The 13309-nt window shown below is 48.5% G+C and carries 14 protein-coding genes and 3 tRNA genes; 3 read left to right on the plus strand and 14 right to left on the minus strand.

Annotated features, from left to right (window positions below; all coding sequences use genetic code 11):
- Positions 1–10: 10 nt before the first annotated feature.
- From HA050_RS12075 to HA050_RS12095, 5 genes are all read right to left on the minus strand, one after another.
- Complete coding sequence (locus HA050_RS12075; RefSeq protein ID WP_166826360.1) at positions 11–1132, minus strand: hypothetical protein; 1122 nt, start codon at positions 1130–1132, stop codon at positions 11–13.
- Between the two features lie 436 nt (positions 1133–1568).
- Positions 1569–1644, minus strand: a tRNA-Thr gene (locus tag HA050_RS12080).
- Between the two features lie 48 nt (positions 1645–1692).
- Positions 1693–1768 (minus strand) — tRNA-Thr (locus HA050_RS12085).
- A 60-nt stretch (positions 1769–1828) separates the two neighbouring features.
- Positions 1829–1904, minus strand: a tRNA-Thr gene (locus HA050_RS12090).
- Positions 1905–1956: 52 nt separating this feature from the next.
- On the minus strand, positions 1957–2979 hold the full coding sequence (locus HA050_RS12095) for a CDP-6-deoxy-delta-3,4-glucoseen reductase (protein WP_166826363.1): 1023 nt from the start codon (positions 2977–2979) through the stop codon (positions 1957–1959).
- Positions 2980–2990: 11 nt separating this feature from the next.
- Here HA050_RS12095 and HA050_RS12100 point away from each other — a divergent pair, with 11 nt between their 5' ends.
- The gene (locus HA050_RS12100; protein ID WP_166826366.1) at positions 2991–3881 is read left to right on the plus strand and encodes an NAD-dependent epimerase/dehydratase family protein; all 891 of its coding nucleotides are present in this window, start codon (positions 2991–2993) and stop codon (positions 3879–3881) included.
- A gap of 48 nt (positions 3882–3929) precedes the next feature.
- Here the strand turns inward: HA050_RS12100 and HA050_RS22480 are convergent, their stop codons facing one another.
- The 9 genes from HA050_RS22480 to HA050_RS12145 form a co-directional block, all read right to left on the minus strand.
- A complete protein-coding gene (locus HA050_RS22480; protein WP_166826369.1) occupies positions 3930–4685 on the minus strand; it encodes a flagellar brake protein in 756 nt (251 codons plus the stop codon).
- 20 nt (positions 4686–4705) lie between these two features.
- Entirely contained in the window at positions 4706–5275 is a 570-nt protein-coding gene (locus HA050_RS12110) for an SCO family protein (RefSeq protein ID WP_166826372.1), read from the minus strand.
- A gap of 13 nt (positions 5276–5288) precedes the next feature.
- On the minus strand, positions 5289–5987 hold the full coding sequence (gene bioD, locus HA050_RS12115; protein WP_240929046.1) for a dethiobiotin synthase: 699 nt from the start codon (positions 5985–5987) through the stop codon (positions 5289–5291).
- A gap of 8 nt (positions 5988–5995) precedes the next feature.
- A complete protein-coding gene (gene bioC, locus HA050_RS12120; RefSeq protein ID WP_166826378.1) occupies positions 5996–6892 on the minus strand; it encodes a malonyl-ACP O-methyltransferase BioC in 897 nt (298 codons plus the stop codon).
- Positions 6893–7044: 152 nt separating this feature from the next.
- On the minus strand, positions 7045–7686 hold the full coding sequence (locus HA050_RS12125; RefSeq protein WP_099399830.1) for a DedA family protein: 642 nt from the start codon (positions 7684–7686) through the stop codon (positions 7045–7047).
- A gap of 161 nt (positions 7687–7847) precedes the next feature.
- The gene (secF, locus tag HA050_RS12130) at positions 7848–8783 is read right to left on the minus strand and encodes a protein translocase subunit SecF (protein WP_166826432.1); all 936 of its coding nucleotides are present in this window, start codon (positions 8781–8783) and stop codon (positions 7848–7850) included.
- A 15-nt stretch (positions 8784–8798) separates the two neighbouring features.
- Positions 8799–10610 (minus strand): protein translocase subunit SecD, encoded by a 1812-nt coding sequence (gene secD / locus HA050_RS12135; protein ID WP_166826380.1) that lies wholly within the window; start codon positions 10608–10610, stop codon positions 8799–8801.
- 66 nt (positions 10611–10676) lie between these two features.
- Positions 10677–11003, minus strand: a complete 327-nt coding sequence (gene yajC / locus HA050_RS12140; protein WP_099399838.1) for a preprotein translocase subunit YajC — start codon at positions 11001–11003, stop codon at positions 10677–10679.
- A 273-nt stretch (positions 11004–11276) separates the two neighbouring features.
- Positions 11277–11729 carry a bacteriohemerythrin gene (locus HA050_RS12145; protein WP_166826383.1) on the minus strand — a complete coding sequence of 151 codons (453 nt, stop codon included), beginning with the start codon at positions 11727–11729 and terminating at the stop codon, positions 11277–11279.
- Positions 11730–12009: 280 nt separating this feature from the next.
- On the opposite strand from HA050_RS12145, the gene prmA reads away from it, so the two are divergent.
- On the plus strand, positions 12010–12897 hold the full coding sequence (prmA, locus tag HA050_RS12150; RefSeq protein ID WP_166826385.1) for a 50S ribosomal protein L11 methyltransferase: 888 nt from the start codon (positions 12010–12012) through the stop codon (positions 12895–12897).
- 5 nt (positions 12898–12902) lie between these two features.
- A partial coding sequence (locus HA050_RS12155; protein ID WP_205836416.1) for an MJ0042-type zinc finger domain-containing protein occupies positions 12903–13309 on the plus strand: 407 nt, incomplete at its 3' end.

Raw genomic sequence — 13309 nt, forward strand, 5'->3', positions numbered from 1 at the left:
CTATAGCTCCCTAATTAGCTATCAAATTTTTATTAAGCAATAATTTCATATACGCAGGTAATGAATTAACCAAGTCGTCATTTAACGTTGGAACAGGTAAATTTTGGGTAACATACTGAAGGCCAGTCATTCGCAGAGGCGAGTTTAGATCCTCCCCCACACCAGCATCATTGTTTACGTGATGCTCTGAAGATGAGAATGAAGCAAATGGTGCATCATCATCCTTCCAGAAATAATCTGGCACATTCAATTTACCATTATTTGCGTTTTTGACTAGCGCATTGAAGTACGCAATAGGCTTGGCTATTTGTTTTATGCTTAATTTTTGAAGAAATATTCGAGCAACGTCAGGTTGATATGTTTTTTGACATTGCCTCATCAATATTTCGATAGTCCGGCATTGACTATTAGGGAGCAGTTTTGCAATTAAATTTAGAAATTCAGCACCAATTTTTTTAGTTTTAACTTTGGCGCTATCTGCTTCAAATACCTGGCTGGATGCATTTTCATTTGAAGCACCAGCGATTTGGCCCGAAGCATCAATAGGCTTAACAACCTGAGAAGCTGCACCAGTAGGGGTAGAGTTATCCACACCAAGCTGGTTATCACCCTGTGGTTTGGTTTTAGAATTACCAACATCCTGTACAGATAAGGGAACGGGAGTTTTTGCTGTTGTAGAACGGGATTTTTTGGCTTGATTGCTGGCTTTGTAGCCGGGAAAGAAACGACTTACTACGCGTTGAATCAACTCCGAATTACGCACCCAGATCATTAGATTACGCTTTCTGTCATAGTACGAGGCATACAATTTGCCTTTAAAAGGTTCAGCTTCAGCAAAAAATGCGGTCGCACTTTCATAACGTGAGCCAACACTGTCAAATGAAGCCCTGACAGTTTTAGCAGACAGATGAAGCGCCTCACACATGCTCTGACCCTCTTTGTACAGGCGATGCTTTGGAGATGGTTCTAAAAATTTATAGAACGTTTTTTTCCCCTTCTTGCTCATGACCTCAAACCAGTGTTCCAGCTCTAAAATGAGCAGAATTAGGTTGCCAGGGCGAGCATAGCCCTGATTAACGACATGAGTAGAAAGGGCGACGCTAATGTCGCGAATGGAGGGGTTAGTGCTCATTGACACACCCCCTCTTTTTGAAAAGAGGACGACTTTTTCGGCAAGCGAAAATCGTGCGCGATCGGCGGCGCAATACGTTGATTACATGAATTATTCACGCAAATATACCTTGCGGAAATTGCATCGCCGATGTACAATTTCCGCAGTTGTTGGGAGTACCGGTGCGCAATCTCCGGTAAGAAATTAGGCGCACCCTGTTTTGAAAAAAAACCTCATTTGCCGTGAGGTTTTTTTTCGTCTGTACTTTGCGTATCGCGAAGAAATCACCCTAAAGATAAAATTCTCATTAGAATGCTACGCAAGCGAAAAAGCATGGCCTTAGCTTCTAGGGCACATGCTTAACAGGTCGTGTTTTTTGGGATTTACTGCTGAGGAAAAATCATGAGGCTAACTAGATATTTAACCTGGAACGTGCAACACGTTCCAGGTCAAAAATTGGTGCCGACGGCAGGAATCGAACTCGCGACCCCCTGATTACAAGTCAGGTGCTCTACCAACTGAGCTACATCGGCATAAACTTTTACAACGCCTAATTATCTTAGGTTTTACTACTGTAAAACTGGTGCCGACGGCAGGAATCGAACTCGCGACCCCCTGATTACAAGTCAGGTGCTCTACCAACTGAGCTACATCGGCGTAAAACTTTACAACTAAATTGTGCTGCCAGATAAGCCAAGCTTACCCTTAAATATTTTCTGGTGCCGACGGCAGGAATCGAACTCGCGACCCCCTGATTACAAGTCAGGTGCTCTACCAACTGAGCTACATCGGCAACGGCACGCAGAATAATTCATCACGCTTATTAAGGCAAGCCTTAATCTTAACTATTTCGCTAAGTCCTTGGAAGTAAAGAAGGCATCAGAGAAAAATTCATCATTTGGCAAACCGCGTGAAACACAATGCGTGTACGCCGCCTCTACCATCACCGGAGCACCACAGGCATACACCTGGTAGCCTTCGAGGTTAGCAAAGTCATTCATCACGGCTTCATGCACCAGCCCGGTACGGCCATTCCATGCATCTGCGTCGGCAGGCTCAGACAAAACAGGAATAAAAGTAAAATTTGAATGCGTTTGCTGCCATTCGGATGGCAGCTCAGGCATATAAATATCGGCCAGAGTGCGTGCCCCCCAGTACAGAACGATTTCGCGCTGAATGCCATTATTAAAAGCGTGCTCCAAAATACCCTTGATCGGCGCAAAGCCTGTACCGGTCGCAATCAGTAAAATCGGCTTATCGCTGTCTTCACGCAAGAAGAACGAGCCCAAAGGGCCGGTAAAGCGCATGATTTCGCGCTCTTTCATGGTGTTCCATACATAATCAGAAAACTCACCACCTGCTACGTGGCGAATATGCAGTTGCAGGTATTCAGCATCGTGCGGCGCATTGGCAATCGAGAACGAGCGTTTCTTACCATTTTTGGTGTGGATATCAATATATTGCCCGGCTAAAAAGGCCAGCTTTTCGCTGCTTGGCAATTTAAGCGACAGCACGGCCACATCGTGTGAAACTTTATTTATGGTCTGCACACGGCATGGCAGGGTTTTAATCTGAATATCTTTGCTGGCAGCCACTTCTTTGCATTCAATCGTGATATCTGCATCAGTGCTGGCGCAGCAAAACAGCGCATAGCCGTTTTCACGTTCCATTGCGGATAAAGCGCTTTCAGCATGATCGCCGTGAGTCACTTCGCCGGTAATCACTTTGCCTTTACACGAGCCACATGCGCCATTTTTGCAGCCGTAAGCCATATTAAAGCCGCCGCGCATGGCCGCGTCTAAAATAGTTTCATTATCATTCATGGCGATTTGCTGGCCACTTGGTAGAATAGTAAGTTGCTTGCTCATTGCGATCCGCTATGCGAAAAAATCGATTACTTATTATAGGGTGCGGCGATGTACTGATCCGCGCCCTGCCTTGGTTAACTCAACGTTTTAAAGTGTATGCCACTGCGCGAAGCGCTGAAGCGGCAGCCAGGCTGCGTGAGCTTGGGGTCATTCCTGTGCTGTGCGACTTAGACCATGCAGCGAGCCTAAAGCGCTTATCCGGCCTGGCCCGCTGGGTGGTTTACAGTGCGCCGCCAGCAGGCGATGGTGCGGAAGATATGCGCTGCAAGCGCTTTATTGCCAAAATGGAGCGCTACACAGGTTTCGATAAGTCAGCGATTCTAACACCTCGTCACCTTGCCTACATCAGCACCAGTGGCGTTTATGGAGATTGCAAGGGTGAATGGGTGGCAGAAACCCGCCCCCTCTCTGCACAATCAGCCAGAGCGATTCGCCGGGTAGCGGCTGAAAGCTGCTTAAAAGCATGGGCCAGATCACAAAAGATCAAGCTGGCGATCTTACGTGCCCCTGGCATTTACGCCAAAGAGCGCTTGCCTGTACAGCGCATTATGCAAGCCACGCCGGCACTGATCGAAGAGGAAGACAGCTGGTCTAATCATATCCACGCCGATGATTTAGCCCGCGCAGTGAGCATTGCCTTGTTTCGCGGCAAGCCATTACGCGCCATTCATGTGGCGGATGATCAGCCGCATAAAATGGGTGATTATTTCGATCAGGTTGCCGATTTTATTGGCCAGCCCCATCCGCCGCGCATTAAGCGCGAGGAAGCCCCGGCAGTATTATCTGCCGGCTTAATGTCGTTTTTAAATGAATCAAGACGGCTGAAAAATATCCGTTTAAAGAAAGAACTCAGGCTGCAATTAAAATGGCCCACGACTGAGCAATTTCTAAAACAACAATAAAAAAAGGGGCGATGTATTTCGCCCCTTTTGTTATTTAAAACCCGGACATTATCCGGTTAAAGCTTTCCTTTCGGCTTCCAGCTGCGCCATTAAACGCTGGATATTCGCTTCGGTTTGCCTTGGCAAATTAACAAACTGACAGCCCATCATCCATGCAAATTGCCCTGGCCTTTGCTCCAGCTGGCGTAATGAGCGTACTTCAAAATTAAGCTTCAGAATTCCGGCAGGACCAAAATCAAAAGGAACTTCATTATAAACATTCCCCCTTTCAATTAAGGGCTTCAGCTCATCAGGCACCCATGCACCAATACCGCCTAAAGAAACATCATGCAAATTAACCCACTCACGCGCACCATTTGCAAAAGTCATCTGGCAGCGATAAGGCCGTGCAACAGGCGTGGGCAGCCGGTAATATTCGCGGCGTTGCAGCTTAATTAAATCTGCAGGAAAAGCAGCAGTTAATGCGGGGCCGCCTTCATATTTGCAATTGCGTACAATGCCCACAGCAAATTGTATTTTTACGCCATCGGGGATGGCCAGCACCAGGGAGCGGGCAGAATTAAGTAAAATCTGATTGGTTTCGGCATGACCGCCCACATCAAAAATAAAGGTTTTACCTTTAATATCCACTTCAAGAATACGGGATAAAATCAACTCCCGGCCTTCATTCACATAGATGGTAATAAATGTTCCACGCTGCGCCAGCGTGCGCAGCACTGCGCCAATCTCCATCGGGGCCGTGATCCGATAAGCCTCAATATCTTCACCATCCGGAATCGGACTTACTTGCTCGCTTTCACCCACGGATTTCTCGCCTTCATTAATTATTCATTAAGCAAAAGTGTTAAATCATGCACAAATACACTTGCACCCGCACCATAGCTTACCATTACACGCGGCTTGCCGTTTTTATCCAGCAAATAACTGCCTGCACTATGATCCACTGTGTAATCGCCACTGCCGCTTACTTGCTTTTGATAAATGATTTTATAACGGCCAGCGATCTCTGATAATTGCGCCGGCGTGCCGTATAAACCTAAAAACCTTGAATCAAAAGCGGGTACATACTGACTTAATACTTCTTTTGTGTCTCTCTCCGGATCAACAGAAACAAACAAAACCTGAACCTGATCTGCTTTTTTACCCAATTGCTGCATCGCATTTTTTAATTCAATCATTGTGGTCGGGCAAACATCAGGGCAATGAGTATATCCAAAAAACACCACAACGATTTTATCTTTAAAATCGGCTAAAGAGCGCGTTTTACCTGAATGATCACTTAAAGTAAACTCGCCGCCTAAATTACTGCCACTAATATCACTGCCCTGAAACTGAGGCTTGGAACAAGAAGTCAAAAAAACCAGACATAAAACACACCACAGAGCCTTAAACATCAGCATGATCCTTTCAGTTATTTATAGTGCGCTTTGCACCCGCTCTACAAGCAATTGCCGCTATTGATTGAGCAGGTAAAGCCTGATCCTGGGCCAGCGGGCTATAAGCGATTTCAGCCAGCAAAGGGGCAGGCAAATGCGTTTGCAGATATTGCACATTCTCGGCATAGCGCGGCATTACTGAATCAGGCTGATTAGCAATCCACCCTGCTAATGGCAAACCTGCTGCTAAAATGGCTTTAGCACTCAGCATGGCGTGATTTAAACATCCCAAACGCATGCCGACCACCAAAATCACCGGTGCTTGTAAACGTGTCGCTAAATCGGCCATGGATGCGTCTTCTGACAAAGGTGCAAACCAGCCGCCCGCGCCTTCCACCAGCACCACATCCGCCAGCGCCTGCAGCGCATTTGCGGCGCTTACCATCAAATCCAAATCTAAAGCCTGACCTGCATCTTTGGCCGCCAAATGGGGCGAAACAGGGGCCTCAAATAAATAGGGGCAGGCCAGATGAGCGGGGGCTGAGATATTCGATGCTGCGGCGTGTGCTGCCACATCGCTATTCCAAAGCTGACCACTACGCCACTCGCAGCCTGCCGCCACCGGCTTCATGCCCACCGCCGATTGGCCGCCCGCCACAAAAGCGCGCAAAAGCTGGGCTGTGGCAATGGTTTTACCAACGTCGGTGTCGGTGCCGGTTACAAAATACATTTGCCCGCTCATGCTGGCCGTGGCCTGAATTCAATAATCTGGCTGCCATCGGCATTCTTTCTGGCAGGCTGGGTAAGCGGCTTCCATGCGTGGCCGTAAACCACTTCGTAGGTACACGGCAGCAAGCCATCACGCCTGAATGTCTCGTATTCAGCCACAATTTTTTGCCAGGCTGCTTTGCCCAACATGCCCCTTGAGCGCCCTTCTGCCACATTGTGCGCGCCAATATCTTTTAAATCCTGCATGATGGCCTTGGCGCTATCGTAAGTCATGGTGAGGTATTCCATATCCATCACCGGCGTGCTCAGGCCATTTTTGACCAAAGCATCACCCAGATCATGCATATCGATAAAACGGTTCACATGCTCTTTATCATCCACCGCAGCAAAAGATGCACGCAGCTCTTTAAGCGTATCCGGGCCAAGGGTGGAAAACATCAGCAAGCCACCGGGCTTTAAAACACGGGTGAATTCTGCAAATGCAGCATCCGGCTCATTACACCATTGCAAGGTCAGGCTGGACCAAATCACATCGACCGATTCATCTGCCAGCGGCAGCGATTCAATATCGGCACACAAATAGGCCGCGCCCTGGCCACGCAAGCTGGCCCAGAGCTTTTTAAAGCCACCGCCCTCTTTGGCTCTGGCCACCTGCAACATACCTGGCGCTAAATCCAGCTCTATCAGCCGGGCGTCTTTATAAAGGGTTTGCAATTGCGGCGCACAATAGCCCGTACCGCAACCTGCATCTAATACAGTTAGGGGATTAACCTTGATGTAATCCAAACGTTCAAACATACGATCTGCTACTTCGCGCTGCAAAACAGCGGCCGCATCATAGCTTGTTGCTGCTTTATCAAAAGCGGCCCGCATGGCCGCTTTTTCGGTATGAAAGGATTTGCTCATTGAGGCCTTGTAACACGTTTACAGCGATATCAAATAACACCGGATCACATCAGAGCCATCCGGCTAAAACCAGGATGCAAAACAGCACATGCTTGCAATCTGATCTGCATCAGCAGCGAAACAGGCGTGTAAAACACCTGTATCCGGCCTGCTTATGCTTCTTTTTTAGCAAATTTCATTTTAAAAAATTCAATCACCACCGGCATGGCCGGAATTAAAACCAAGGCAATGGCAATAGAGCCGATATTTTTGGCAATAAACGGAATACCGCCCAGGAAATAACCGGCGTAAAGCAGGGAAACCACCCAAACCGCTGCGCCAATAAAATTGAACATTAAAAAGCGGTGATAACTCATTTCAGCCATACCGGCCACGAAGGGTGCAAAGGTGCGAACAATCGGCACAAAACGCGCGAGGATAATCGTTTTACCGCCATGCTTTTCATAAAACGCATGGGTCTTTTGCAAGTAATCCTGGCGAAATATTTTAGAATCTTTATTGGCAAACAGTTTATGCCCAAAATAACGGCCGATGGTGTAATTCACTGCATCCCCTAATACCGCCGCAGTAAATAATAAACCCATCAGCACATACAGATTCATATGCCCGCCACCGGCCAGCATCCCTGCAACAAACAAGAGCGAATCACCCGGCAGAAAAGGCATCACCACCACACCGGTTTCTACAAAAATGACGGCAAATAATAGTGCATAAACCCAGCTGCCATATTGGGCAATAATCTGGGCCAGATAGACATCTAAATGCAAAAAAACATCAACTGGATTGAATTCCATACCTGCTCTCCTTAGAGGCAAAAACACCCGGGATATGAATCATCACCGAATGGCATGCCGGGGCTATTTACCCGGGCGGGGGATTATTTTGCTATGGCTGGCTTAACATAAAAACGCCGACGAAATACTCGTCGGCGTAGGGTTAAGCGCTGGAAAAAACCTTAAACCACCGCTTCTTCTTTAATTCTGACAGGTTTCACCATGTTTTCGCGTGTGACCCCCAACATCAGCAAGAGAGGCGATGCCACCAGAACCGATGAATAGATACCAAACACAATACCAATGGTCAGCGCCATTGCAAAACCATGCAGCGCAGCACCACCAAAGATCAGCATGGATAAAACCATGCATTCGGTAGAGCCGTGGGTAATGATCGTACGGCTGATCGTCGCGGTAATCGCGTTATCAATCACTTCCGGCACTGTTTTACCGCGCAGATTAGGCTTGCGGAAGTTTTCACGAATCCGGTCAAACACCACCACAGATTCATTCACTGAATAACCCAGTACAGCCAGAATACCTGCCAGCACGGTTAAGGTGAACTCCCACTGAAAGAGTGCAAAGCAACCTAAAATAATGATCACATCGTGCATATTCGCGATCACGGCGGACACCGCAAACCGCCATTCAAAACGAATAGCCAGGTAAGCAATAATGCCAAGGCAAACCAGCAAAATCGCCGTTGCACCATGAGAAACCAGCTCGCTGCCTACAGAAGGACCGATAAACTCAACTTTACGCAGCTCAACATCAGCGCGATCTGTTTTAAGCAAATTCAGCACTTCATTTGACAACTGTGCACTGGTTTTAGTTTTGATATTTGGCAGACGCACCATCACATCGCGCGTGGTACCCAAAGACTGAACCTGCGCTTCGCCATACTTTAATCCGTCCACTTTTTCGCGAATCTGATTTAAGTCTACCGATTGTGCGTAGCGCAGCTCCATTACTGTACCGCCGGTAAATTCTACGCCCAGATTCAGGCCTTTCATTACCAGAAACGCTACCGCCAAAACAAAGGTTGCCAGCGAAATAGCCGTTGTAAGCTTACCGTAGCTCATAAACGGAATATCACGCTTTACATGAAAAAATTCAATCATTGCGATGCACCCTTACACAGCCAGCGTCGAAACACGACGGCCGCCATAAATGAGGTTAATGATGCCGCGAGAAACAAACACCGCGCTGTACATCGACGTTAAGATCCCTATGCAATGCACCCACGCAAAACCACGTACCGCACCCGAGCCAAAAATCAGCAGGGCCAGACCCGCAATCAGGGTTGTGACGTTGGAATCTAAAATCGTAGCAAAAGCATGTTCGTAACCATTGCTAATGGCGGCCTGAGGCGTCATCCCGAGGCGCAGCTCTTCACGAATCCGCTCATTAATCAACACATTCGAGTCAATCGCCATACCCAGGGTAAGAGCAATCGCCGCAATACCCGGCAGCGTTAAGGTCACGCCCAGCAAAGACAACATCGCCAGCAGGAATAATAAATTGCCCGCCAGAGAAATAGCCGATACCACACCAAATACGCGGTAATAAACCATCATAAACACGGCAATCGCAAGGAAACCATAAAGCGTTGAGTGGAAACCCTTGCTGATATTGTCTTTACCCAGGCTTGGCCCAATGGTGCGTTCTTCAACAATATTCATAGGCGCTGCCAACGAGCCAGCGCGTAACAGCAGCGCAGTATCGTTAGCTTCTGCAACCCCCATCGAACCGGAGATCTGAACACGGCCACCGCCAATTTCAGAACGGATCACAGGAGCTGTCACCACTTCGCCCTTGCCTTTTTCAACCAGCACCATGGCCATACGCTTACCAATGCTTTCTTTAGTCAGCGTTTTAAAGATGGCTGCACCAGTAGAATCAAGGTTGATGTGAACCGCTGCTGAGTTTTGATCATCAAAGCCCGCTTGTGCGTCATTGATATTATCGCCAGTCAGCTCAACTTCTTTCTTCAGCAGGATAGGACGATTCTGACCATCATTACCGCGCTCGCTCAACAGCTCAAAGCCAGCAGGCACATTACCATTCAGGGCTTCGGACATTTTAGCCTGATCGTCTTCCACCATGCGCACTTCCAGCGTGGCAGTACGGCCCAGAATATCTTTTGCCTTTGAAGTATCCTGCACGCCAGGCAATTGCACCACGATACGGCCTTCGCCCTGCTGCTGAATCACCGGCTCAGCCACACCCAGCTCGTTCACACGATTATGCAAGGTGGTAATGTTTTGCTTCACAGCATCGTTTTTCAGCTGCTGCAATGCAGCAACAGAATAAGAAATCACAATTTTGTTATCGCGAATATCAATCTGGCGCTGTTGCAGAACCTGACGCAATGCTTTAGCAGCGGCCTGTGTGGTTTCCTCATCACGCAGCTGAACTTCAACGCTGTCGCGGGTTGCAACAATCCGGCCATAGCGAATTTTCTTTTCTTTTAATTCACGACGCACATCGCCTGCGGTTTTTTCCAGCGCCTTATCTACGGCTGCCTTCATATCCACTTCAAGCAAGAAGTGCACACCACCGCGCAAATCCAGCCCCAGCGACATCGGCTTAGCACCGATGCGGGTCAGCCAGGACGGGGTATCTGATAACAGATTTAAAGCCACGCTGTAATCGTCGCCCAGCTTGGTTTGTAAAAGATCTTTGGCCTTAAGCTGAACATCAGTGTCTTTAAAACGAAACTTCACTGAATTGACATCAAGAAGCGCATCTTCAATTTTGACACCGCCACTCTTTAAAATAGCTTCAGCGTTTTGCTGTAGCGCAGCATCCACCTTCACTGTCGCGCGAACGCTGGCAATTTGTACTGCAGGGCTTTCACCAAACAGATTAGGCAGGGTATAGAGCGCAGCCAGAGCAACGGTCAGAATAATTAATAGGTATTTCCAAATCGGGTAGCGATTCATGGCAGGACCCAGAAATGCACAAAAGGCGGCGGGGTTGTTGTAACAACCACGGCCGCCTGATTGGCTTTACTTGTTATTTTTAATAGTGCCTTTTTCCAAACGAGCCGCAACAGCAGAACGTTGGAACAGGATTTCTACGCCATCGGCTAATTCAAGAGTGACATACTGCTCATTCACCTTGGTGATGCGGCCAACCATACCACCGCTGGTTACGACTTCATCACCTTTAGCCAGAGCAGCCAGCATGGCTTGTTGTTCTTTAGCGCGTTTTTGTTGTGGACGAATCAACATAAAATAGAACAAAACAAAAATCACGATCATGGGAAGAAAAGACATAAAGTCCATTCCTGGCGCCGGTGCGGCACCTTGAGCAAACGCGGGTGCAATGAACATATCGGGTCGGTTCCGTGTCAATAAAGCAAAGCGGCCCATTCTAGCCGCTGAACCACACAAAATCTACCCGGCTTTTTTGCCTTGAGTCATCAAAGCAACTTAAATGCGCCTGGCTTTGCTCCCTGCCCGGGGCGGCATAGCTTTTTTGAAAAAAAAATACGGAACTTTAATCACCAGCGAGGATCGCGCCGCAAGCCCCCTGAGCCAGGGCTCGTTCTGACTCGATTCTGGCGCTATTTATCCTTGCCATTGCTCAGGCCAGGCCACGATTTTTTACTTTGCCCAGAAGCGCTCCAGCCAACTTTTTTTATGCCAGCTCGCCTGAGCACCCCGGGATAAAAAATGCTCGGTATAGCGCTTGTCGCCTTCAATAATGTGATGAGTCAGCCAGTTTCTGAGGAAATGCATCAGCTCAAAAGTGATGGCCTCTCCACCCAGTAAACGTGCTTGCAAGTCATTCATTTGTTTTATTAAATCTTCATGATGTTGCTTATGTGCATCGTAATCGGGATACCCCAAAATACGCATCAGGCTTTCTTCCACAGTAAAATGAGTCCGCGTGTAATCTGCCAGCCGGCCCAGAATATGCCCTGATGCCTCACTGCCATGATGCAGACGAATCGCATCATGCAATTCATTCAGCAAATCAATCAGCACTTTATGCTGCTCATCAATTTCCTGAATGCCTACTGACAGCTCATCATTCCATTCAAAAAAGACGGACATTTCGTGTTTCTCCCTATTTTATTTAAGAAGAATCTTGCAGACAAAATGCCATCCAAATATTGAGCCATATCAATTTTTGCATAAGCCCAGGGAAAGCCTGAACAAGATTGCACACGGATTTTTTTAAGTTTCAAGCTAGAACATACTGACATCCCCAGGATAAATACCGGCTGATCAGGCAAAATAAATAACGATAAAATCACCAGAAACCGCAAAAGCGTTCTCAAAAGAAGGCTGGAATGCGACAATACGGCAGAGAACTCCTATTAGGTAAGAAAAAATGCCCTGGCAAGAACTACGCATCACCACTGAATCATCCCAAGCAGAACGCTTTTCCGACGCACTTTTTGATCTGGGCGCTTTGTCCGTGAGTGTTGAAGATGCAGCTGCGGGCACAGATGCAGAAAAACCCATCTTTGGTGAGCCAGGCGAGCCCGTCGATCAGATGTGGGAAAACAGCGTGGTCCTCGCACTTTTTGATGAAGATATCGACACCAGCCTGATTGTCACCGCAGCCAGTAATACGCTGAAACTGGCCATCCCGCCTTACGACGTGGTGCGTGTGGAAGAACAAGACTGGGTGCGGCTGACCCAATCGCAATTTAACCCCATCCCTATTTCTGACCGCCTCTGGATCACCCCAACCTGGCATGAATGCCCTGATGCAGGTGCGATCAGCATTCAGCTTGACCCGGGCCTGGCTTTTGGTACGGGCAGCCACCCAACGACTCGTCTTTGCCTGAAATGGCTGGACAGCAATCTGGCTGGCGGAGAGAAATTGCTCGATTACGGCTGTGGATCGGGGATTTTAGCGATTGCAGGGATTAAGCTCGGTGCTGCCTCGGCTGCCGGTGTGGATATTGACCCGCAAGCCATGACCGCATCCCGGCAAAACGCGGAACAAAATGCAGTTGAAGTCGCATTTTACCTGCCGGATGCAGAGCCCGCAGACACCTACGATGTGGTGATTGCCAATATTCTGACTAATCCGCTCAAAGCCTTAGCGCCAATGCTGGCTGCTAAAGTAAAAATCAATGGTCGCATTGCTTTGTCCGGCATTCTGGCCGAGCAGGCAGACGATGTGATCGCTATTTACAGCCAATGGTTTGCCATGAACGCGCCGCAAACCGAAGACGGCTGGGTCTGCTTATCAGGTATTCGCAAATAAACCGCATGAACGATATTACCCGTTGCCCAAACTGCCAAACCGCTTTTCGTGTAACGGAAGCGCAGCTGCAAGCCCACCGCGGCAAGGTTCGCTGTGGGCGCTGCGCCTTTGTTTTTAATGCCACTGAGTGCCTGGAAAGCGACACAGAATCTGCCACTTTAGCCACAGAAACGACAACAACGCCCGCGCCTGTTGCCGCTCCTGCTAAGCCAGCGCCTGAGGCTCCCGTCACGCCGGCCGGCCCTAAAACTGCCCAGGACAAGCCTCAGCTCAGCCTTGAGCCTCAGCCTCAGCCTCAGCCTCAGCCTCAGCCTCAGCCTCAGCCTCAGCCTCAGCCTCAGCCTCAGCCTCAGCCTCAGCCTCAGCCTCAGCCTCAGCCTCAGCCTCAGCCTCAGCCTCAGCCTCAGCCTCA

Source organism: Iodobacter violaceini (assembly GCF_011601265.1).
GTDB classification, from domain to species: domain Bacteria; phylum Pseudomonadota; class Gammaproteobacteria; order Burkholderiales; family Chitinibacteraceae; genus Iodobacter; species Iodobacter violaceini.

Bases quoted from the DNA above. Each gene is read 5' to 3' on its own strand.
- HA050_RS12110 (WP_166826372.1), bottom strand. From the start codon at position 5,275: ATGTTTAAGGCTCTGTGGTGTGTTTTATGTCTGGTTTTTTTGACTTCT.
- yajC (WP_099399838.1), bottom strand. From the start codon at position 11,003: ATGTTCATTGCACCCGCGTTTGCTCAAGGTGCCGCACCGGCGCCAGGA.
- HA050_RS12125 (WP_099399830.1), bottom strand. From the start codon at position 7,686: ATGGAATTCAATCCAGTTGATGTTTTTTTGCATTTAGATGTCTATCTG.
- bioC (WP_166826378.1), bottom strand. From the start codon at position 6,892: ATGAGCAAATCCTTTCATACCGAAAAAGCGGCCATGCGGGCCGCTTTT.
- HA050_RS12075 (WP_166826360.1), bottom strand. From the start codon at position 1,132: ATGAGCACTAACCCCTCCATTCGCGACATTAGCGTCGCCCTTTCTACT.
- HA050_RS12100 (WP_166826366.1), top strand. From the start codon at position 2,991: ATGCGAAAAAATCGATTACTTATTATAGGGTGCGGCGATGTACTGATC.
- secD (WP_166826380.1), bottom strand. From the start codon at position 10,610: ATGAATCGCTACCCGATTTGGAAATACCTATTAATTATTCTGACCGTT.
- prmA (WP_166826385.1), top strand. From the start codon at position 12,010: ATGCCCTGGCAAGAACTACGCATCACCACTGAATCATCCCAAGCAGAA.
- HA050_RS12095 (WP_166826363.1), bottom strand. From the start codon at position 2,979: ATGAGCAAGCAACTTACTATTCTACCAAGTGGCCAGCAAATCGCCATG.
- HA050_RS12145 (WP_166826383.1), bottom strand. From the start codon at position 11,729: ATGTCCGTCTTTTTTGAATGGAATGATGAGCTGTCAGTAGGCATTCAG.
- bioD (WP_240929046.1), bottom strand. From the start codon at position 5,987: ATGTATTTTGTAACCGGCACCGACACCGACGTTGGTAAAACCATTGCC.